This is a genomic window from Aeromicrobium flavum, from assembly GCF_007992115.1.
Classification (GTDB): domain Bacteria; phylum Actinomycetota; class Actinomycetes; order Propionibacteriales; family Nocardioidaceae; genus Aeromicrobium; species Aeromicrobium flavum.
In genome coordinates this window covers 1-21,086 of the sequence record NZ_BJZQ01000024.1, presented here as the reverse complement: position 1 = coordinate 21,086, position 21,086 = coordinate 1, and the positions used below count along the sequence as shown (strand labels likewise).

Annotated in this window: 21 protein-coding genes and 1 riboswitch; of the genes, 1 reads left to right on the top strand and 20 read right to left on the bottom strand. The window is 70.6% G+C overall.

The window, feature by feature from the left end; all coding sequences use genetic code 11:
• Window positions 1–9: 9 nt before the first annotated feature.
• From AFL01nite_RS14845 to AFL01nite_RS14830, 4 genes are all read right to left on the bottom strand, one after another.
• Window positions 10–1,848, bottom strand: coding sequence for a hypothetical protein (locus AFL01nite_RS14845; protein ID WP_146828743.1), 1,839 nt, complete (start codon window positions 1,846–1,848; stop codon window positions 10–12).
• A gap of 73 nt (window positions 1,849–1,921) precedes the next feature.
• Complete coding sequence (locus tag AFL01nite_RS14840; RefSeq protein ID WP_222593552.1) at window positions 1,922–2,722, bottom strand: SDR family oxidoreductase; 801 nt, start codon at window positions 2,720–2,722, stop codon at window positions 1,922–1,924.
• Window positions 2,719–3,939, bottom strand: a complete 1,221-nt coding sequence (locus AFL01nite_RS14835; RefSeq protein WP_146828741.1) for an acyl-CoA dehydrogenase family protein — start codon at window positions 3,937–3,939, stop codon at window positions 2,719–2,721. The genes AFL01nite_RS14840 and AFL01nite_RS14835 overlap by 4 nt, the downstream gene beginning before the upstream one ends.
• A gap of 3 nt (window positions 3,940–3,942) precedes the next feature.
• The gene (locus AFL01nite_RS14830; protein ID WP_146828739.1) at window positions 3,943–4,401 is read right to left on the bottom strand and encodes a MaoC family dehydratase; all 459 of its coding nucleotides are present in this window, start codon (window positions 4,399–4,401) and stop codon (window positions 3,943–3,945) included.
• A 131-nt stretch (window positions 4,402–4,532) separates the two neighbouring features.
• Between AFL01nite_RS14830 and AFL01nite_RS14825 the strand changes: the two genes are divergently transcribed.
• A complete protein-coding gene (locus AFL01nite_RS14825) occupies window positions 4,533–5,246 on the top strand; it encodes a class E sortase (protein ID WP_186813977.1) in 714 nt (237 codons plus the stop codon).
• Window positions 5,247–5,251: 5 nt separating this feature from the next.
• Here AFL01nite_RS14825 and AFL01nite_RS14820 read toward each other — a convergent pair whose 3' ends face one another.
• The 16 genes from AFL01nite_RS14820 to AFL01nite_RS15400 all read right to left on the bottom strand — a co-directional run.
• Window positions 5,252–5,755, bottom strand: a complete 504-nt coding sequence (locus AFL01nite_RS14820) for a hypothetical protein (RefSeq protein WP_146828736.1) — start codon at window positions 5,753–5,755, stop codon at window positions 5,252–5,254.
• Entirely contained in the window at window positions 5,752–6,273 is a 522-nt protein-coding gene (locus AFL01nite_RS14815; RefSeq protein WP_146828734.1) for an Rv1363c family protein, read from the bottom strand. The genes AFL01nite_RS14820 and AFL01nite_RS14815 overlap by 4 nt, the downstream gene beginning before the upstream one ends.
• A complete protein-coding gene (locus AFL01nite_RS14810; RefSeq protein WP_146828732.1) occupies window positions 6,270–7,538 on the bottom strand; it encodes an MCE family protein in 1,269 nt (422 codons plus the stop codon). Before AFL01nite_RS14810 ends, AFL01nite_RS14815 begins: the two co-directional genes overlap by 4 nt.
• The gene (locus AFL01nite_RS14805; protein WP_246119742.1) at window positions 7,535–8,644 is read right to left on the bottom strand and encodes an MCE family protein; all 1,110 of its coding nucleotides are present in this window, start codon (window positions 8,642–8,644) and stop codon (window positions 7,535–7,537) included. The genes AFL01nite_RS14810 and AFL01nite_RS14805 overlap by 4 nt, the downstream gene beginning before the upstream one ends.
• Complete coding sequence (locus tag AFL01nite_RS14800; RefSeq protein WP_146828728.1) at window positions 8,644–9,843, bottom strand: MCE family protein; 1,200 nt, start codon at window positions 9,841–9,843, stop codon at window positions 8,644–8,646. Before AFL01nite_RS14800 ends, AFL01nite_RS14805 begins: the two co-directional genes overlap by 1 nt.
• Entirely contained in the window at window positions 9,843–10,829 is a 987-nt protein-coding gene (locus AFL01nite_RS14795) for an MCE family protein (RefSeq protein ID WP_146828726.1), read from the bottom strand. Before AFL01nite_RS14795 ends, AFL01nite_RS14800 begins: the two co-directional genes overlap by 1 nt.
• Entirely contained in the window at window positions 10,820–11,905 is a 1,086-nt protein-coding gene (locus AFL01nite_RS14790) for an MCE family protein (RefSeq protein ID WP_146828724.1), read from the bottom strand. The genes AFL01nite_RS14795 and AFL01nite_RS14790 overlap by 10 nt, the downstream gene beginning before the upstream one ends.
• Window positions 11,902–13,218, bottom strand: a complete 1,317-nt coding sequence (locus tag AFL01nite_RS14785; RefSeq protein ID WP_146828721.1) for an MCE family protein — start codon at window positions 13,216–13,218, stop codon at window positions 11,902–11,904. The genes AFL01nite_RS14790 and AFL01nite_RS14785 overlap by 4 nt, the downstream gene beginning before the upstream one ends.
• Complete coding sequence (locus AFL01nite_RS14780) at window positions 13,218–14,045, bottom strand: MlaE family ABC transporter permease (protein WP_246119741.1); 828 nt, start codon at window positions 14,043–14,045, stop codon at window positions 13,218–13,220. Before AFL01nite_RS14780 ends, AFL01nite_RS14785 begins: the two co-directional genes overlap by 1 nt.
• A 1-nt stretch (window position 14,046) precedes the next feature.
• Entirely contained in the window at window positions 14,047–14,820 is a 774-nt protein-coding gene (locus AFL01nite_RS14775) for an MlaE family ABC transporter permease (RefSeq protein ID WP_146828756.1), read from the bottom strand.
• A gap of 2 nt (window positions 14,821–14,822) precedes the next feature.
• Window positions 14,823–15,806: an ABC transporter ATP-binding protein gene (locus AFL01nite_RS14770; protein ID WP_146828717.1), complete on the bottom strand. Its 984-nt coding sequence runs from the start codon at window positions 15,804–15,806 to the stop codon at window positions 14,823–14,825.
• A 61-nt stretch (window positions 15,807–15,867) separates the two neighbouring features.
• The gene (locus AFL01nite_RS14765; protein ID WP_146828715.1) at window positions 15,868–16,884 is read right to left on the bottom strand and encodes a DUF6801 domain-containing protein; all 1,017 of its coding nucleotides are present in this window, start codon (window positions 16,882–16,884) and stop codon (window positions 15,868–15,870) included.
• A gap of 120 nt (window positions 16,885–17,004) precedes the next feature.
• Window positions 17,005–17,679, bottom strand: coding sequence for an energy-coupling factor transporter transmembrane component T family protein (locus tag AFL01nite_RS14760; RefSeq protein WP_146828713.1), 675 nt, complete (start codon window positions 17,677–17,679; stop codon window positions 17,005–17,007).
• Entirely contained in the window at window positions 17,676–19,025 is a 1,350-nt protein-coding gene (locus tag AFL01nite_RS14755) for an ABC transporter ATP-binding protein (protein WP_186813976.1), read from the bottom strand. The genes AFL01nite_RS14760 and AFL01nite_RS14755 overlap by 4 nt, the downstream gene beginning before the upstream one ends.
• Window positions 19,026–19,029: 4 nt before the next feature.
• Window positions 19,030–19,620, bottom strand: coding sequence for an ECF transporter S component (locus AFL01nite_RS14750; protein ID WP_146828709.1), 591 nt, complete (start codon window positions 19,618–19,620; stop codon window positions 19,030–19,032).
• Window positions 19,610–19,719: riboswitch (TPP riboswitch) on the bottom strand. (Overlaps the previous gene by 11 nt.)
• A gap of 76 nt (window positions 19,720–19,795) precedes the next feature.
• A partial coding sequence (locus tag AFL01nite_RS15400) for a DUF6801 domain-containing protein (RefSeq protein WP_186813975.1) occupies window positions 19,796–21,086 on the bottom strand: 1,291 nt, incomplete at its 5' end.

Here is a 21,086-nt window from a genome sequence, read left to right as displayed (position 1 = left end):
GGAGTCTCGTCAGCGACGGACCCGGAAGGTCGTCGTGTGCGAACCGGTGACCTTGCCCGGCGCCTTCACCGAGGCGCGGCGCTCGGACACGCCCTTCTGCTTGCCGACCTTCCACGCGTACGTCGCCGTGGCCTTCACGCGGTCGGCACGGATGAGGGCGTCGAGCTTCCCGAGCAGGGCGGAGAAGCTGGTGGCCGCCTCCTCCTCGAACTCGGGGCAGACCATCTCGCCGTCCTCGTCCTCGAAGCACTCGGGGCCGTCGGCGAGCGACGTGAGCGTGATCGACGCGCGGCCCTTCGCGTTCTTCCCGATCCTGAAGGACTGGACCGGCCCGGTCGACGTCGCGCGAGGACGGTCGTTGACGTACTGGCGGTAGACCGGCCGCACCTTCAGGGTGCGGTGGGGCTTCACGATGGCGCCGCGGAGCTTGACCCAGGCCTTGCCGTTCCAGCGCTGCACCCCGGCCGGCCGGTACTCGACCGCCTGGTTGCCGAGCAGCGTCAGGGTGGACGTCACCCGCGTGATCGACGCGTCGGCGAGGTCGGTGTACGCGATCGCGGAGACGTCGTTGCCGATGTCCGTGGCGGCCTGATCGGCGAGCATGCCCACGCTGGCGTAGACCTGCGAGTTCGTCAGGCTGCCCGTCCGGCCGCTGCGGAGGCGGTAGTCGATCTTCCACGAGAGCCTGGCCGTGCCGATGCCCAGGTTGTCGAGCACGTCCTGCACCGCGAACGCGGCGCCGTAGCTGGGGCCGTACGCCGCCATGTACGGGTCGACGACGGTGCCGCGGTAGCTGGTGATGAGGTCCCCGGACGCGTTCCGCACCGAGGTGACCACCGGGAAGCCACGGATGAGGCCGAGCTGCCCGCGGATGGCGGCGTACCCGTCGACCGTGATGGTGCCGACCTGCTGGCCGATCCGGGAGACCTGCTTGTACGAGCCGGACCAGCCGGTCGTGTCGGGGACGACCAGGGCTGTGGAGGCGTTGTGCATCGACAGCGAGGTCTCGCCCTGGAAGTCCATCGGGTGGCCGAACGCCCACACGGTGGACCCGCAGATGGCGGTGACCGTGCCGATGCCGCCGGTGAACAGGTCGCCGGTGGTGTAGCCGACGGCGATGTTGCCACCCGGGACGAGCGGCTCGGGGATGGCCGACGGGGTCGCGACCTGAGCGAAGCCACCGGCTCGGACGGCCCGCGTCGACGCGGAGACACGGGGCATCCGGGCGAGGGTGCGGTTGGCCAGGTCCTTGCGGCCCGCCGCGACCTTGACGGTCTTCAGCCGCTGCGGCGACTGACCGACCAGCCGGGACTCCGCCTTCCGCGAGGCACCCTCGAGGTTGGCCTTCGTGATCGTGACCTTCGCCGGGGACGCGAGGCGGTCGGAGCCGACCCGCTTCATGTAGTCGGCCGGGGTGACACCGGCGACCGGGATGTTGTCCGGGCTCAGGCCGTAGGCGACCGCGCCGATCAGGCGTCCGTCCTCCGTGTAGACCGGCGAGCCGGACATGCCGGCCCAGATGCCGGCGGGCGTCTCGCCCGAGTCGATGCCCGCGCCGCTGAGCGTGAACAGCAGCATGTCGACGCCCTGGCCGAGGGCGTTCTCGAGGTAGCCGGTGTAGCGGCCGGTGAACTCGGTGGGCGTAGTGCCCTTGACCACGGTGAGGCCCGTGACCGCCGTGGACTCGTCGAACGTGTCGACGGCCTCGGACTGCGGCACCATCGGCTGGCTGCCGTCGGTGCAGAACGAGGTGTCCGGCGCTGCCTGCGCGGTCGGTGCCGCCAGTGCGGTCGCGGCCACGCCCGCGATGGCGGCGCTGGCGAGCCAGCGCAAGGTCGATCGGTGCATCACTTACCCCCGGGTGATCGTCATGAGTCGGGTGATCGTATCGGCTCGGCGGTGCACCCGGGGGAGATCGCCGTCACGGGGTCAGGGACGTCCTGAATCGCTGCATGCCGGTGACCCAGTGGTCGGTGTCCTGCGCCTTGCGCGCGTACATCGTGCCGACGGACTCGTGCGGCAGCGCGAGCAGCCGCCCCGCGTCGATCGCCTCGAGCAGCACCCGGGCGGCCTCCTGCGGCGCGAGCGTCTCACCGGCGGCGCTGACCGAGGCGTGCGCCAGTCGGCCCTCGGGGTCGGTGATCGTCTCGCCGGCCTCGGCCATCGGCGTCGCGACGCCCATCGGGCACAGCGCGCAGACCTGCACGCCACGGTCGCCGTACGTCGCGGCGAGCCACTCGGCGAAGCCGACGGCGGCGCGCTTGGTCACGGCGTAGGTGGGCGAGCCCAGCTGGGTCAGCAGACCGGCCGCGGAGGCGGTGACGGCGAACACGCCCGGGTTCTCGACGCTCCAGCGCGGCACCAGCGCGCGGGCCGCACGGACGTGCGCCATGACGTTGACGTCCCACGACAGCGACCAGTCGAACTCGTCGGCATCGAGGCCGAAGCCGCGGAAGATGCCCGCGTTGGCGACGTAGAGGTCGATCCCGCCGAGCTCGGCGTCCGCCTTCTCGAGCAGCGCCGCGATGCCGGGCTCGGCGGCGACGTCACCGGCCAGCCACGGCTGGCCCAGTCGCTCCCCCGCCTCGGCGAGCCGCTGCTCGTCGAGGTCGGCCAGCAGGACGCGGTCGCCCCGCTCGACGAGCGCCTCGGCGATCGCCAGCCCGATGCCGCCCGCGGCACCCGTGACGACCGCGCGGCGGCCGGTCGACAGCGCGCTCATCGCAGGCCCTGCCGCTTCAGCTCGGCCTTGGCCAACGAGTTCTTGTGCACCTCGTCCGGGCCGTCGGCGAACCGCAGCGTGCGGATGCCGGCGTACATCTCGGCCAGCGGGAAGTCCTGGCTCAGGCCTCCGCCGCCGTGGGTCTGGATCGCCTTGTCGAGGATCCACTGCACGGTGCGCGGGGTGGCGATCTTGATGGCCTGGATCTCGGTGTGGGCGCCGCGGTTGCCGACGGTGTCCATCAGCCACGCGGTCTTGAGCACCAGCAGGCGCAGCTGCTCGATCCGGACGCGGGACTCGGCGATCCAATCGCGGACGACGCCCTGGTCGGCCAGCGGCTTGCCGAACGCGACCCGCTCCTGGGCGCGCTGGCACATCAGCTCGATGGCACGCTCGGCGATGCCGATCGACCGCATGCAGTGGTGGATGCGGCCGGGTCCGAGACGGGCCTGCGCGATGGCGAAGCCGTCACCCTCGCCGGCGATCAGGTTCGAGACCGGGACGCGCACGTCGGTGAACCGCAGCTCGGCGTGGCCGCCGTGGTCGCGGTCGTGGTACCCGAAGACGTGCATGCCGCGGACGATCTCCAGGCCGGGGGTGTCACGGGGCACCAGGATCTGCGACTGCTGGCGGTGCCGGGCCGCCGTGGGATCGGTCTTGCCCATGACGATGAACACCTTGGCGTTCGGGTTCATCGCGCCGGTGATCCACCACTTGCGCCCGTTGACGACGTACTCGTCGCCGTCGCGCACGATCGAGGTCTCGATGTTGGTGGCGTCGCTCGACGCCACGTCGGGCTCGGTCATGGCGAACGCCGAGCGGATCTCACCGGCGAGCAGCGGCTCGAGCCACTGCTTCTTCTGCTCGTCGGTGCCGAACTCGTTCAGCACCTCCATGTTGCCGGTGTCCGGCGCCGCGCAGTTCGTGGCCGGCGGAGCCAACTGGATGCTGCGGCCCTGGATCTCGGCCAGCGGCGCGTACTGCAGGTTGGTGAGACCGGCTCCGCCCTCGCCGGGCAGGAACAGGTTCCACAGCCCGCGCTTCTTCGCCTCGACCTTCAGGTCCTCGATGACGGCCGGGGGCGTCCATCCGTCGCTGGAGTAGTTGGCCTGGATCTGCTCGTGGGCGAGCGGCTCGGCCGGATGGACGACCTCGTCCATGAACGCGGTCATCCGCGCGATGAGGTCCTGCGTCCTGTCGTCGAAGGCGAAGTGCACGGCTCAGCCCTCGGCGATGACGTAGACGACCTCGGCGATGCAGGCGGGCTTCTCGACGCCGTCGATCTCGACGACGACGGAGATGATGACCTGCGTGCCGATCGAGATGTCCTGCGTCTCCTTGAGCGTCGCGGTGGCGCGCACGCGCGAGTCGACCGGCACCGGGTGCGGGAAGCGCACCTTGTTGGCTCCGTAGTTGACGCCCATGACCGCGCTCTTCACGCCGTAGATCTGCTCGGTGAAGACCGGCAGCAGGCTCAGGGTGAGGTAGCCGTGGGCGATCGTCTTGCCGAAGGGGCCCTTCGCGGCGGCGTCGGGGTCGACGTGGATCCACTGGTGGTCGCCGGTGGCGTCGGCGAAGAGGTTGATCTTCTCCTGGGTCACGGTCACCCAGTCGCTGGTGCCCAGCTCCTGGCCGACGGCGGCCTTGAGGTCGGCGAGGGTCTCGAATTCACGGGTCATGTCGCGGGTCTCCTGACTAAGCGCTTGCTTAGCCAGCACCGTACCGCGTGAGGCCGGTCACGGGCAACGACCGGACCGTCGCGACGCGCGGGTCGATTGTCCCACCGGGACGCAGGTGTGACACTCGTTCCGTGAACCCTGACGTCGGCCCCCCGCGCCGCGAGCGACCGGAGCTGAAGCCGACCCCGCAGCTGCGTCCCGCGCGTCTGCTGGCGAGCCTGCTGACCGTCGCCCTGCTGGCCGGGCTCGGCTGGGCCGGCTGGAACTACATCGGCACCAACGTCGTGGCCAAGCACCGTCAGGGCGAGATGGCCGTGGCCCTGGCCGACGACTGGAAGGGCAACCGCGCGGGCGACGCCTCGGCCGACGAGCTCCGCATGGGACAGGTGTTCGCGGTGTTGCGCGTCCCCCGATTCGGGGACGACTTCGAGGTGCCGGTCGTCGCGGGGATCGACGACACCGCGCTGACCTCGGGCGTGGGCTGGTTCCCCGACACCCAGCGCCCCGGGCAGAAGGGCAACTTCGCCGTGGCGGGCCACCGCATCACCAACGGCCAGCCCTTCAAGGACTTCCCCAGCCTGCGCGCGGGCGACCGGGTCGAGGTCGAGACGCGGACGCACGTCTACACGTACGAGCTGCAGAACTCCGGCACCGACACCATCGTCGACTTCACCGACATCTGGGTCGTGCAGCCGGTCCCCGAGAAGGCCAGGGGCGCGAAGGACCAGCGCACGAAGGCGAAGCCGAAGCAGGCCCTGCTGACCCTGACGACGTGCTCGGAGATCTTCCACACCGACAACCGCTCGGCCGTGTTCGGCCGGCTCGTCGACTCACGCCACGTCTGACGCCGTCAGCTGGTCGTCAGGTCGTTGACGAGCCAGTCGCCGTCGACCTTTTTCATCTCCAGCACCACTGAGAGCGCCGCGGGCGAGCCCGGCTTGGCCGCGATCGTGCGGTTCTGGTCGACGAACGCCAGGACACGCACCTGCGAGGTCGAGCACTCCTGACCGCACTCGAGCGCCGCGATGGTGCGGACGGTGGCCACGACGTCGATCTGACGCTGGTCGGCCGTGGCGATGAGCTGGGGCGCCAGCTCGGAGTACTTCTTCGCGAACTTCTTCGTCATGACCTCGGTGGCGGCCTCGAGGTCGTCGGCGATCGACGCGTGCTCGTAGCCGAGCATCTCGGGCAGCGCCTTGGATGCCGCGGCGACGGCGGCGTCCTGGGCGTCGGCCTGGTCCTGCGCTGCGGCCTCGGCACGCTGGACCACCAGCAGGGACACGAGCGCGAACACGACGGCGCAGGCGGCGAGGACCGCCAGGGCCGTGCGGGCGCGGGGGCGACGGAGGCTCACTTGTCCTCACCCCCGGCGGCGGCCTCGGTCTCGACCGTGACGTTGGAGAAGTTCTCGACGAGCCACTGTCCGTCGTCCTTCACCAGAGAGACCCGCCACCTCAACCGGGGCTGGCCGTACTGGACGTTCTCGGGCTCGGTGCTGATGGTGATCGCGGCGATCGCCTCGGCGCTGTCGCGGTCGATGCTGTCGACGGCGACCTGGCCGACCTTGCCCCTCGAGACGATCTTGGCGGCCTCGAACTTGGCCAGCAGGTCGCGCGTGGACGCCTGGAACTGCTCGGCGAGCTCATCGGTCAGCAACGGCTCGACCCGCTTCGTGTACTCGTCGAGGTCGGTGACGTCGTAGGTGTTGATCGCCGTCGCGAACCGCTCGGTCGCCGCGCGGACGTCCTGGCGGCTCGAGGAGTCGGCGTAGGCGGGGATCTGCGGACCGCGGACCAGCAGCGCCGTGCCGGCCGCGAGCGCGACCAGCGTGACCACCACGAGCCCTGCGACGATCGATCGACCGCGATTCACCGTGCCACCGCGGGCCCGAGCATCATCCACTTCCACGACTCCTCGCCGAGATCGAGCGCCGGGGGGATCGTCGAGGTCTCGTCGCCCTCCACCAGCTGCTTCGTCGCCACATCGTACGTGCCCAGGACGACGCCACCGTCCGCCTCGCCCGACGCCGACGCACCGGTCGCGCCAGACCGCTTGGACCCCCGCGCCAGCTTCTCGGCGCACGTGAACGAGCGGTCCCACTTCTCGACCGTGCGGTCGTAGGGCGTGCGCTGCTCGGACTCGGGCTGGTAGCCCTTCAGGCAGGGCGAGTTCTCCGGCTGCAGCGACAGGCTCATGCGGGCTGCGAACTGCCCCGTGCGCGAGTCGCGGGCGATGATCGAGAAGGCGCTCTCGACGCCGTACGGCGCGATGACCAGCACGCCGCGCACACCGCCGAGGTTGGCGCGCACGACCGAGTTGAGCGTGATCGCGTCGTCGAGCAGGGACGCGATGTCGTCGGCGTTCTCGTCGATGAGCGCGCGCATCGTCTTCGCCGTGGGCGCACCGGAGTCGATCACCTGGCGCAGGTCCTGGTCGGACGAGCGCACCGCGGTCGACAGCGCGCGCAGGTTCTTCGCGAACGCGCGGATGTCGTTCTGCGAGTCGACCTGCGTCTGCAGGACGGTGGTCGAGTTCTTGATCAGCGCGGCCGTGACCTCGTACTTCTGGTCGGCCTCGGTGATGAACGAGTTCGACGAGTCGATGATCGTGCGGAGGTCCTGCGACGAGCCCTCGAACGCCGCGCCCAGCTCGGTGATCACCGTGCTGAGGTCCTCGTTGTCGACCGATCCCAGCAGGTCGCTGACGTTCGACAGCAGCGTGCGGGTGTCGACCGGCACCTGGGTGCGCTCGCGAGCGATGACCGAGTCGTCGTCGAGGAATGGGCCCTTGTCGGTGCGCGGCTGGAAGTCGAGGAACTGCTCGCCGACCGCCGAGCGGCTCGCGATGACGACGTCGGTGTCGGCGGGGATGTCGGGGGCCCCAGGCTCGACCCGGACCTCGACCTTGACGCCGTCGCCGTCGAGCCACATGTCGGTGACGCGGCCGACGCTGACGCCGCGGTAGGTGACGTCGGCGGTGGTGAAGATGCCGCCGGACTCGGCCATCTGGACGGTGACGGTGTAGCCGCTGCCGAAGAGGCGGTCGACGTGAGCGTAGTTCGCCCCGATGTACGTCATCGCCACGAGCGTGCCGACGAGGAAGATCGCGAGCTGGACCTTGACGCGCTGCGTGATCACGGCGCGACCACCGACTTCGCGAGCACTCCCGAGACGGATTTCTCCCGGAGCGCCTCCTTGAGGGACGCCCGCTCGGCCTCGGTCATGAGCCCGATGGTCGTGGCCATGTCGGTGTTGAAGTCCATCGACACGTTCAGGTAGTCGCCCATCTGGTAGGCGTTCGCCTCCGCGGGCGTCCTGCCGACCAGCGAGTCCGGGAACGGGAACGTGGGCAGCACCTCGAGGGAGGTCACCAGCGCGTCGCCGGCCGAGCCGAGGGCGTCCAGGACGGGCGCGAGGGCCTTGAGGTCGGCCACGACGGCTTCCTTGCTCTTGACGATGACCTCGGACCCGACGCTGCCCAGCTCGGACAGGGCGTCGAGCATCTTGACCAGGTTGGCGCGCTGCTCGTTGACCGTGCGCAGCGCGGCCGGCAGGTCGTCGAGGGCGGCGTCGATGGCCTGCTTCTGGTCGTTGGTGTTCTGGGCCAGCCGGTCGATCTGCTCGATCGCCGCGACGATGTCGCCCTTGGAGTCGTCGGCGACGCCCACGAACTCGTCGAGACGGCGCACCAGCCGGCGCACGTCGGCCTCGCGGCCCGACAGCGCCGTGTTGAGCTCGCGGCTGATGACCTGCGCCTTGCCGAGGGCGCCGCCGTTCAGCACGAGCGACATCGCGGCCAGGACCTGCTCGATCTCCGGCGCGTTGCCCGAGCGGGCCAGCGGGATGACGTCGCCGTCATCGAGTCGGCCGACCTTGCCGCCGCCCTCCTCGGGAGGGGCGAGCGAGACGAACTTCTCGCCCAGGATCGAGGTCTGGCGGATCGAGGCGACGGCCTGGTCGGGCAGGTCGACGTCGCCGTTGAGCTTGACGGTGACCTTGGCCCGCCAGCCGTCGAGCTCGACCTTGGTGACCCGGCCGACCGAGACGTCGTTGACCTTGACCGCGCTCTGCGGCACGAGGTCGAGCACGTCCTGGAACTCGATCACGACGGTGTAGGGGTCGTCGCCGAGGTCGGCACCACCGGGCAGCGGTAGGTCGCCGACGCTGGAGACACAGCCCGAGACCAGCGCGAGGGGTGCGACGACGGCCACCAGGGCATGCCGGGGTCGCAGCCTGCGGATCATCACGACACCCCCATCACATCGGCCAGGGCATCGTCGGACGACGTCGGCTCTGCCGGCGCCTCGGGCGTCCCGCCCGCGGCTCCGGCGGCGGGCTCGGCGCCCGGCGCGTGGGCGGCGAGCCAGGCCAGGACGCTCTGCAGCGCGTAGCAGGCCGACTCGTACTTCTCGTTCTGCTTGCTCGCGATGCCGCAGTAGCCGCTGATGATCTCGGCCTCGGTCAGCACCGAGAACTTGCCGCTCTTCGAGCCCTTCGTCGAGGCGCGGGCGTCGAGGGTGCCGGTCGTGGGGTTGTAGGCCAGCGCGAGGTTGGACAGCGCCTTCGGGCCCTGGTCGAGGATCTTCTCCAGGTCCTTGCGCTGCTGGGCCAGGGAGTCGGTCACGCGGGAGAGCCCCCGGACGTTCGTGCGCAGTGCCGTGCGGTTCTCGGACACGTAGGACTGGACCTGTTGCAGCGCTGTCGCGAGCTCGGAGACCGCGAGCTGCAGGTCGTCACCCTCGTCGGCCAGCACGCCCGAGACGTCGGCGAGGCTGGAGTTGAACTGCCGGACGCTCGCGTCGTTGGTCTCCATCGCCGTCACGAAGCGCTCGATCTTCTCGACCGAGGTGAAGAGCTCGGTCTTATTGCCGTCGACCGTCCTGGTCAGTTTGGCCAATGCCGCGATGCTCTCGCGGATCTCGGCCCCCTTGCCGTCGAGGTTGTCGGCCGAGTTGGCCACCAGGTCGCTGAGCGTGCCGTCCTCGTTGATCCCCTTCGGGCCCAGCGTCGTGGCGACCCGGTCGAGCGCGGCGTACGTGTCGTCGAGCTCGGTGGGGGTGGCCGTCCGCGACTGGTCGAGGTGCGTGCCGTCCTTGAGCTTGGCGCCGCCGGTGTAGGCGGGCGTCAGCTGGACGAAGCGGTCGCCGACAACCGAGGGCGACACGATGACGGCCCGCACGTCGGCCGGCACCTCGTACTCGGAGTCCCACGCGATGCGCGCCCGGACGTTCTGGCCACGCGGCGTGATCTTCTCGACGGTGCCGACGGTGACCCCCAGGATGCGGACGCTGGAGCCCTCATACAGGGAGACGGTGCGGTCGAAGTCGACGGTGATCACGTTCTCGTCCGAGCGCGGGAGCACGACCAACGCGAGGGCGGCGACCACCACCAGGCACAGCACGGCGGCCGCGATGGCCACGAATCCGCGGGAGAGCTGGTGCATCACAGACCTCCCTCGACGCCGAGGATGCTCAGCAGGTTGTAGACGTAGGAGTCGAGCCACGGCCCGTTGGCGCCGTTGTTGGCGACCATCGCGTAGTACGCGGGCAGCTGCTGGATCGCGGCCTCGATGTTGGCCTCGTTCTGACGCAGGACCTTGACGACGCCGGCCAGGCGGTTGAGCGCCGGCTTCAGGTCGTCGCGGGTGTCGACGACGAGCTTGTCGATCTCGTCCGACATCGCGGTGACGCTGACCAGCACCTGATGGATCGCGTCGCGGCGCGCGGTCAGCGCGTCGAACAGCACCGACCCGTCCTCGAAGAGCTTGACGAACTCGGTGTTGCGGTCGGCCAGCACGCCGGAGATGCCGTCGATGTTCTTGAGCAGCGCCTCGATCTCCTCGTCGCGCTCGGCGAGGTTGTTGGACAGCGCCGTGACGTTGGTGACCGCCTCGCGGAACTCCTCGGGCGTCTTGGCGGCGACGTCGCTGACCGTCCGGAGCGCCTGCGCGAGCTGGTCCTGGTCGATCTCCTGGGTGGTCTCGGTGAGGCCGGAGAACGCCTGGACGATGTCGTACGGGGCCTTGGTGCGGGAGGCGGGGATGACCGCGCCCTTCTCCAGCGTGCCGGGACCGTCGGGCTCGAGCGCGACGTACATCGTGCCGAGCAGGGACTTGATCCGGACGGAGGCGCCGGTCTGGCTGCCGAGCCGGTCGCGGTCCTTCTTCATCCGGAACGTCACGCGCACCTTGTCGCCGCGCAGGTCGAGGCTCGCGACCTCGCCGACACGGACGCCGGCCAGCCGGACGTCGTCGCCCTTCTTGAGCCCGCCGACCTCGGTGAACTCGGCGGCGTACTTCGCGCCGCCGCCGATGACCGGCAGGCTCGAGGCCTGGGTGGCCACGGCGAGCACCAGCGCGATGATCAGCAGCGCGACGGCGCCGACGGCGGCCGCGTTGCGGTCGCGGAACGGCTTCATGGTCAGCGGCATCGACTCACCCCCGACCCGGTCACGGTGACGCGCTTGGTCGTCTTGAAGGGGCGGTTCTTCTCCCAGCCGGGGACGCCGCTCAGCGACGGCACCTGGCCGTTCACGCCCACGTCGCAGATGAAGAAGTTGAAGAAGGAGCCGTACTCGCCGGTGCGTCCGATCCGGTCGATCTTGATCGGCAGGATGCCCAGCGTGTTGTCGAGGTCCTGACGCGCCTTCTTCGTGCCGACCTTGTCGGCGAACCGGCGCAGGTTCTTGATGTCGGCCGTGAGGGCCGGTCGCGACTCCTCCAGCAGGCCGGCGGTCTCGCCGGTGAGGGTCGCGATGTCGTCGAGGGAGTCGGTCAGCACGCCGCGGTCGTCCTTCAGTCCGGTGATGAGCTGCTGCAGGGTGGAGATCGCCGAGGACAGCTCGTCGTCACGCTCGTTGAACGAGGTGAGCACGACGGTGAGGTTGTCGATCACCGAGCCGATGAGCTCGTCGCGCTCGGCGAGCGTGCCGGTCAGCGACGCGGTGTGCGACAGCAGGCTCTCGACGGTGCCGCTCTCACCCTGGAAGACCTGGATCAGCTCGTAGGCCAGCTGGTTGGTGTCCTCGGGCGACAGCGCCTCGAACAACGGCTGGAAGCCGCCGAACAGGTCGGTCAGGTCCAGGGCCGGAGTCGTGCGGTCGAGGTCGACGGTCTGGCCGGGCCGGAGGCGACCCGCGGGGCCGTCCGTGCCCTCGCTGAGCGCGAGGTAGCGCTGACCGATCATGTTGCGGTAGCGCAAGGTGGCCTCGGTGCTCTCGGTCAGCGTGATGTCGGAGTCGACGCGGAACGTCACCTCCGCGGTCGATCCCGACCGCACCCGGACGTCGGCCACGTTGCCGACGCGGACGCCCGCGATGCGGACGTCGTCGCCCTCGACGAGGCTCGTCACGTCGGTGAAGACCGCCTTGTACTCGTGGGTCCGGTCGAAGGTGGCGTTGCCGATGACCGCAGCCAGCAGGGCCGTCATGAGCCCCGTGATGACGAGGAACGCCATCAGCTTCGTGAAGGCGACGGCCGTGCGGCGGTCGAATCCGGTCCTGCTCATCCGAGGGTCACCTCCGCGCCACGCAGCACCGGGCCGAAGAGCGGCTGGGCGATGTCGGGGACGTCGCCGGGGGCGACGCCCATCGCCGAGGCCACGATGGCCTGGATCTGCTGCTGCTCGGCCTCGCTGCCCGCGGGGCCGGCGGCCGACGGGTCGGACAGGGGCGAGCGCTTGCCCAGGTCGCCGCCGATGCCCAGCTGGCCCATCAGGTCGTCGCTCATGCCCGGCGAGGGTCGCTTGCCGGTGTAGGGGGTCTTCGGCAGCGTCGCGCAGCTCGGCATGACGGCCTCGGGGCCACCCGTGGCCGCCGGCACGCGGGGCGCGTCGCCGCCGCCGTACTCGCGCGGCGAGCGGGCCGCGAACTCGATCGAGACGTGCGCCCGCTGGTCGCGGAAGGTGTTGTCGATGGCCGGCTTGAGGCGGTCGATGCCCTTGAGGACGCACTCGAGGGTCGGCGAGTAGTTCGCCAGCAGGTCGAGCGTGGGCTGGGAGTCGCGCGAGAGCGTGATGAAGTCCTCGCCCGAGCGGTCGACGAGCTTCTCGGCGGACGTCGCGAAGGCGGCGGTCTCGGTGAAGAGCGTCTGCAGCTGGGCCCGGCGCGCGGTCAGGGTGTTGCCCGTGACGACCGCGTTGCGCAGTGTCTGGCCGATCTCGGGCATCGCGTCGGCGTAGGTGTCGGCCGTCTCGCCCAGCAGGGTGATGTCCTTGACGATGTCGTCGGCCAGCGGGGTCATCTTCTGCATGTAGGTCGACAGGGTCTCGAGGGTCTCGCCCACCGACTCGCCCTCCCCGGACAGCGCGTCGGACAGCGCGGTGAGCACGAACGACAGGTCGGTGGGGTTGAGCGCCGTGAGCAGCGGGTCGAGGTCGGCGAGGAGCTTCTCGACCTCGGTGGGCAGGGCCGCCTGGACGATCTCGTCGCCGGCGCGGATCGGGGTGCCGGACGACTGCGCGACGGGCTGCAGGTCGATGAACTTCTCACCGAACAGCGTCTTCGGGGTGACGAACGCCTGGACGTCGGACGGGATCACGCCCTGCTGGTCGGGATCGAGCTTGAGGTGGATCACCGCCTCGCCCTTCTCGGAGGTGATGCGCTCGACGCGGCCCACGATCACACCACGCAGCTTGACGTCGGCGTTGCGGTTGAGCTGCAGGCCGACGCCGTTGCTGCGGATCGTGACCGGGAGGTCGTCGGAGAACAGCTTCGTGAACATGGCGTACGTCAGGAACAGGCACGCGACGATCAGGCCGACCATGACGACGCCCAGGCCGCGGACGACGGCCGGCTTCTCGAGGGTGGGGACGCGTGCCATCAGCCGGCCAGCCTCACGGTCGTGGTGGTGCCCCAGATCGCCATCGACATCAGCAGGTCGGCCACGTTGATGACGACGATCGACGTGCGGACGGCGCGGCCCACGGCCACGCCGACGCCGACGGGTCCGCCGCTGGCGTAGTAGCCGTAGTAGCAGTGGATCAGGATGACCAACGCGGCGAACACCAGCACCTTGAAGAAGGACCAGAGCACGTCCTCCGGTGGCAGGAACAGGCTGAAGTAGTGGTCGTACGTGCCAGAGCTCTGCCCGTAGATCGCGGTGATCGTGATTCTCGTGGCGAAGTAGGATGACATCAGCCCGAGCATGTACAGCGGGACGATCGCGATCATGCCGGCGATCACGCGCGTGCTGACGAGGTACGGCAGCGAGGGGATCGCCATCGTCTCGAGCGCGTCGACCTCCTCGGAGATCCGCATGGCGCCGAGCTGGGCCGTGAAGCCGCAGCCCACGGTGGCCGCCAGGGCGATGCCCGCCACGAGCGGGGCGATCTCACGCGTGTTGAAGTACGCCGAGAAGAAGCCCGCGAAGGCGCTCGTGCCGAGCTGCTCGAGGGCGCTGTGGCCCTGCATGCCGACCTCGACGCCGGTGAAGAACGACATCGCCGTGATGACGCCCACCGTGCCGCCGATGACGGCGAGCGAGCCGCGACCGAAGGTGACCTCGGACAGCAGGCGCATGATCTCGCGCGGGTAGCGCGTGACGACGCGGGGCATCCACGCGATCACCCGCAGGTAGAAGGCCAGCTGCAGGCCCAGGTCGTCCAGGACCGTCAGCGGGCGGCGGTACGCGGTCCTCACACTCGCCACGTCACAACGCCTTCGCCGGGATGAGCTGGAAGTACAGGGCGCTCATGACGAAGTTGGCCATGAACAGCAGCAGGAAGGTGATGACGACCGACTCCATGACGGCCTGGCCCACGCCCTGGGGGCCGCCGTCGGCGTGCATGCCCATGTAGGTGGAGACGATCGCGGCGATCAGGCCGAACACGAGCGCCTTGGCCATGCCCTGGTAGAGGTCGGGGGTCTGCGCCAGCGCGGTGAAGGACGCCAGGTAGGCACCGGGCGTGCCGCCCTGGAGGACGACGTTGAAGATGTAGCCGCCCAGCACGCCGACGACGCTGACGAGTCCGTTGAGGAAGACGGCCACCAGCATGCAGGCCAGCACGCGGGGCACGACCAGCCGCTGGATGGGGTCGATGCCGAGCACCATCATCGCGTCGAGCTCCTCGCGGATCTTGCGCGCGCCGAGGTCGGCCGCGATGGCCGATCCGCCGGCGCCGGCCACGAGCAGGGCGGTCGCGATGGGCGCGGCCTCGCGCAGCACGGCGAGCACCGCGGCGGAGCCGACGAACGACTGGGCGCCGAACTGCTGGACGAGGCTGCCGGTCTGCAGGGCCACGACCGCGCCGAAGGGGATGGCCACCAGGGCGATCGGGATGATCGTGACGGACGCGATGAACCACGCCTGCTGGACGAACTCGCGGAACTGGAACGGGCGCTTGAACACCGCGAGCAGCACGTCGGCGCCGAACGCGAAGAGCTTGCCCGCGGTCGCCAGCGGACCGGTGACGACGCCGAGCATGCTCACCGGGCACCGCCGGCGACGGAGGTCTGCGGGGGCACGGTGAAGCTGGAGCCGTCGTCGAGGAACGAGCCGGGCGGCGGCACGACCCCGTTGGCCGCGCACCACGCGCCGGGCTCGGGCTGCGTCGCGCGCGGCCGGCCGTCGGACGGGAAGAGCTGCAGCGGGATCGGCGGGAGCGGCGGGAGCGTGCTGTGGTCCTCGGCCGCCAGCTCGTCGGCGTCCTTCTCCTCGCTCATGCCGATGGGGCCGACGGTCTGCGCGTTGAGGAACTGGCGGACCGCGGGCTCCTCGCTGGACAGGAGCATCTCGCGCGGGCCGAACATCGACAGGTGCCGGTGGTAGAGCAGCCCGATGTTGTCGGGCACGGTGCGCGCCGTGTTGATGTCGTGCGTGACGATGAGGAACGTGGCCTCGGTCTGCTGGTTCAGGTCGACCATCAGCTGGTTGATGAACGCGGTGCGCACCGGGTCGAGGCCCGAGTCGGGCTCGTCGAACAGGATGATCTCGGGCTCGAGCACGAGGGCGCGCGCCAGGCCGGCGCGCTTGCGCATGCCGCCGGAGATCTCGCCGGGGAGCTTGTCCTCGGCGCCGACGAGGCCGACCATCGTCATCTTCTCCATGACGATGTCGCTGATCTCGGACTCGGTCTTGCGGGTGTGCTCGCGCAGCGGGAAGGCGACGTTGTCGAACAGGGTCATCGAGCCGAACATCGCGCCGTCCTGGAACAGCACCCCGAACAACTTGCGGATCTCGTAGAGGTCCTTCTCGCTGCAGGTGGCGATGTCGACGCCCTCGATGAAGATGTGGCCCTCATCGGGCTTGATGAGGCCGATCAGGGTCTTGAGGAACACCGACTTGCCGGTGCCGGACGGGCCGAGCATGACGCTGATCTGGCCGGCCGGGAGCGTCAAGGACACGTCGCGCCAGATCGTCTGCTTGCCGAAGGCCTTCGTCAGTCCTTCGACCCGAACTTCGACACCCATCAGGGCTCCTTACAGGGGGGTACGGACCCGCCGTCTCCGGCGGGCATCGCGAGTGGATCGGTCAGGCGCTGCGGCGACGCGAGCGCACGACCAGCGCGATGCGCGCCAGGGCGAGTGCGCCGAGCACTCCAATCAGCGCCGGACCGAACGGCGAGCCGGTCGCCGGGAGCTCCGTGGTGGTGTAGTTCGCCGAGTCGGTGGACCCGCCGTCGTCCGCGTCGGCCGGGCTGACGCCGTAGTCGTCGTCGTTGTAGCCGTCGACCGGCGTGATGGGCGCCGGGTCACCGGGCTCGATCACGTCGGGATCGGTGCCGCTGCCGTCGTTGGGGCCGTCATCGTCGCCGTCATCGGGATCGGAGGGTGTCGCGTTCTCGGCAGGCAGGGGGCACTCGGACTCCGAGCAGCCGGCGCCGATCGGGATCGTGCCGATGACTCGGGAGGCCGCGTCGTTCGCGTCACGCACGCAATTGAGGTCGGCCTTGTCGATCGCGTCGATGACGGGCGGGTTCATCTCCGAGTTGAGGACGAACTTCGGGGGCATCTGGACGTAGATCAGGCCGTTGCCGCCGGGAACGTCCGACGGCACGGGGACGGCGTTGACGTCGCCCTCGGCGACGATCGACACCTCCTGGTCCGGCGTGAGGTCGACCCAGTTCTTGACGAGCAGGTTGCGGACCGGCACGGCGCGCGTGTCGAGCACGCCCTCGGGCGAGACCGCCTGCAGGATCGTGTCGGAGACGGAGCCGCCCTTGACCTGGCGGACCTTCATCGGCCCGTACAGGCGGTTGACCAGCTTGGGCGGCAGGACGAGCGTCAGCTTGGCCTTCGTCGCGGGGACGGTCTCGCCGGGCTGCACGCGATCGGGCAGGGTGGTCTCGGCCGTGACGTAGAACTGCTGGGGGCCCTGGAGCGACTGGTTGATGACGGAGTTCGTGGCCTTGCACGTGTACCCGACCCGCTCGACCTTCGCGTCGGCCGCATTGGCGGCGGGGGAGAGCTGCACCATGCCCGCCGCGACCACTCCGGTGGCGATGGCGAACCGAAGTCCTCGACGTCCTGCTGAGGCGCTCTGGCGCATCGGTTCTCCTCGCTTCGGGGCCTGCTCGTCACCCGGTGATCTCGACTGCGACCCGGGCAATGTCGACGACTGTAACCTCTAGTTGCACTGTGACGCAAGCCACTTTCTCGGCCTGTGGCGTCAGTGACTGATGAGGTGAAGAGCGGTCGGCAGGAGGGCCAGGAGAACGGCCGTCACGAGCACCGACACGTCGCTGCGCGTCCAGGTCGCGGGCTCCGCCCACGTGCGCCGTCCGGCCGAGGCGAAGCCCCGCGCGTCCATCGCGATCGAGGTCCGGGTGGCATCGCGGATCGTGTGGACCAGGAGGGCGAAGGCCATCGACCACGGGCGCCGCGGCAGGGCCCGGGCGCGGCGGCTGCGCTCGAGGTCGTGCCACGTCCGCCACGCCCCGGCGACCCGCTGCAGCGCCGCCGACAACGCTGCGGCGAAGCGCCCGGGGACGCGCAGCGACTGGGCGAGGTAGTCACCGAGCCGGGCCACGTCGATGTACCCGGCCGCCACCGCACCCGGCCACGCCAGGACGAACGTGCGCAGGCCCGCCACGGCCGCGACCTCCGCGTCGCGGCCACCCAGCAGCCAGGTCGACCACGCGACGCTGGCCATCGGCAGGAGCACGACCGCGAGGCACAGGGCCGGGTAGCGCCACGAGGGAACGGTGAGGACGACGAACACCACGTACGTCGTGACTGCCGCCAGGGCGATCGGCAGGGTCCGGACGGCCGGCGAGCCGAGCGCGGCCGTGAGCCCGATCGCCAGCAGGACGAGCGGGTTGAGTCGCGTCAGCAGCCCGGTCACGACACCGCCTCCCCCGCCTGCAGGAGCACGTCGCGGTCACGGGGCAGGTCGGGGTCGTGCGTGGCCACGGCGACGGTCGCGCCATGGCGTGCCGCCGAACCGAGCCATCCCGCGACGAGCGCCCAGGTGCCGCGGTCCTGTCCGACCGTCGGCTCGTCGGCCAGCAGGAGCCCCGGCCGATGGGCGGCCGACGCCGCCAGCGCGAGGCGTCGCTGCTCGCCGCCCGAGAGCCGGTAGGGGTGGTCGTCGCCGCGACCGGCCAGTCCGACCGCCTCGAGCAGTGCGTCGACGTCGACCGCGCGGTCCAGCGCGTGGGGCGTGGCCTCGATCTCGCGGCGCACCGACGTGGCGACGAAGCCAAGCTCGGGGTCCTGGGGGCACCACCCGATCTCCGAGGGCGGGTCCACCCGGCCGGACACCGGCCGGATCAGCCCCCCGAGCGCGAGCAGCGCCGTGGACTTGCCGGCGCCACTGGGCCCGACGAACGCCGTCAGCGTCTCTGGGTGCAGCTCGACCGTCAGCCCGCGCACCGCGCGGGTGCGCTCGGTGCCGCGCAGTCCGCGCGTGACCTGGTCGACCACCAGATCCGTCGCCGAGACCGTGATCGGCTCGACCGGGCGGACGAGGTCGGCCGGCACCTCGACGGGGACCGGCACCGGCCGGCCCGGCATCCAGAGGGCCTCGGGCACCGCGGCCACCCGGAAGTCGCGCACCGAGCCGTCGAAGACGACGCGGCCGGCGTCGAGCACCACCACCCGGTCGACGTGCTCGAGCCAGAGGTCGAACCGGTGCTCGACGACGACGAGCGATCGTCCGCCGACGACCCGCAGCACCGCATCGCGCGTCGCCTCCGCCAGGACGGGATCGAGCATCGAGGTGGGCTCGTCGAGCAGCAGCACGTCAGGCCGGGTCGCCAAGGCGCCCGCGAGCGCGAGCCGGTGCCGCTCGCCCCCCGACAGCGCGCTCGTGAAGCGGTCGCGGTCGTGCGGCAGGCCGACCGCCGCGAGCGCCTCGTCGACCCGGCGCCAGATCTCGTCGCGGGGCAGGCCGAGGTTCTCCGGACCGAACGCGACGTCGCGCCCGACCCGGTCGGCCACGATGGACGACGACGGGTTCTGCGTGACCATGCCGATGCGTCCCTCGACCTCGACCGATCCCGAGGCCTCCCCCACCAGCGTCGTGCCCAGCGCACCGGCCACCGCGTGGAGGGCGGTGGACTTGCCGCTGCCGCTGGGCCCGACGAGCAGCAGCCGCTCGCCGGGCGCGACCGTGAGGTCGAGTCGATCGAGCACCGGCCTGCTGCCGTGGACCGGAGTCCAGGAGAAGTCGCGGAACGCGATCGTCACGCCGTCACGACCTCCGGGCCGGGAACGAGTCCAGGGCTCCCGCCCGGGCGAGCGAGCGCACCAGCAGCCACCCGCCGGCACCGGCGATGAGCAGACCCGAGACGGTGAAGAAGCCCAGGTGGGCCAGGCGCCACGTGAGGTCCCAGTCCACGAAGTAGTACTTCCACTCGTAGAAGGCGGCGAACACGGCCGCGAGGGCGCCGCTGAGCATCGCCGTGGGCAGGTCGTACCGGCGATAGAGGAACACCGCGAAGACCAGCTCGGCGCCGAGGCCCTGGACGAGGCCGGAGAGCAGGACCGAGGCGCCCCAGGAGGTGCCGCCGAGCACGATCATCGACACCAGGGCGGCGATCAGCTCGGTGGCGAGCGCGGCGCCCGGGCGGCGGACGACGAGCCCGCCGACCACGCCGGCGATCAGCCACATCCCGGCGAGCAGCGCGGCCGCGGGCTTGAACCCGACCGCGGCGCCGAGGTCGATCACGTCGTAGAGCTTCCCCCAACCCCAGAAGATGACCCCGAACGCGACGCCGAGCATCGCGATCGTCACCAGGTCGATCGTGCGGTAACGGGTGGTGGACGTCAGAGCAGAATTCATCGTGACTCCCTTCGCCGGTGCTAACCGGAGCAGGTTCAAGGGTCTGCGGCTGATCCGCACTCTCAGCGCCCTCTGCATGGCGCTCCCCTGTCGTGTCCGGCCAGCCTAGCCGCTCGGCGTCCACACGGCAGCGGGGGCGGACCCGAAGGTCCGCCCCCGCCTCACTCGTGCCGCGTCAGGCCCGGCGGGTCCTGCGGCGCAGCGTGATCACGGCCGCACCACCGAGGACCAGCGCGCCACCCAGAGCGGCGAGGCCGGCACTCGGACCGCCGGTGGACGCGAGCCACCCGGAGTCGTCGTAGCCGTCGCCGTCGCCATCCGTCCAGCCGTCGTCGTCATCCACGTCGGCGGCGACGATCTCGACCGGCACGGAGGCGATGACCCGGTTGTTGCTCAGCACCTGGACGGTGTGCTCACCGAGCGGCGCGTTCTTCGGGATCCGCACCGAGGCGTGGCCCGAGACGTCGACCGTCCGGGTGCCGAGGGCGATCGGATCGGAGCGCAGCACGAACGACACCTTCCGGCCGACCCAGTCCTGCCCGAAGGCGAAGGTGAGCACGTCACCGGGCGACACGATGTCGGACGTGATCAGCTCGGGTCCCTCGTCACCGGCGCCGTCGGTCGGCTCGTCGGTCGGCTCGTCGGTCGGCTCGGCCGTGGGCTCCGTGGTCGGCTCAGCCGTGGGCTCCGTGGTCGGCTCGACCGTCGGCTCCGTGGTCGGCTCGACCGTCGGCTCCGTGGTCGGCTCGACCGTGGGCTCCGAGGTGGGCTGCGAGGTCGGCTCGGTGATCGGCCTGTCGTCGACCGGGATGCTGCCCAGGCCGCGCTCGGCCGGGCCGGTGCACGTCAGGTCGGACGGGATCGTGTCACCCTCGGCGGGATAGATGCTCGCCTTGATCGTGAAGCCCGCGGGCATGCCCAGGTCGACCGTCCCGACCGCGTAGGCGGGCGTCGTGATCGCCGGGACGGTTCCGGTCGCGGGGATCAGCCACGGAGCGGTCGTCTGCGGGATGTCGGTGCGCGGTGCGGCGAGGCTCGGGATGGCCACGTTCGTCGTCTGGCCTCCCGTGGTGAGCGTGATGGAGGAGTCCTGCGAGGCGCCGTCGGCCGCCTGACCACCGAGCAGGTCGACGGTCGACGCCCGCAGCTTCTCGGGCATCGTCAGCGTGATGTCGACCGGAGTCGGGGCGATGACCTCGCCGGGACGGACCGAGCCGGGCACCGTGGTCTCGGCGAGGACGCCGACCTGGTGTAGGCCCAGGTTGAGGCCGCCTGCCGTGACCTTGCACTCGTAGTCGAAGGCCTTGGACAGATCGACCGGCTCGGCGGGCGGCGGCTCGGTGGGCTCGGTCGTCGGCTCCGTGGTGGGCTCGACCGTGGGCTCCGTGGTCGGCTCGACCGTGGGCTCCGTCGTCGGCGCCGTGGTCGGCTCGACCGTGGGCTCCGGGGTGGGCGCCGTGGTCGGC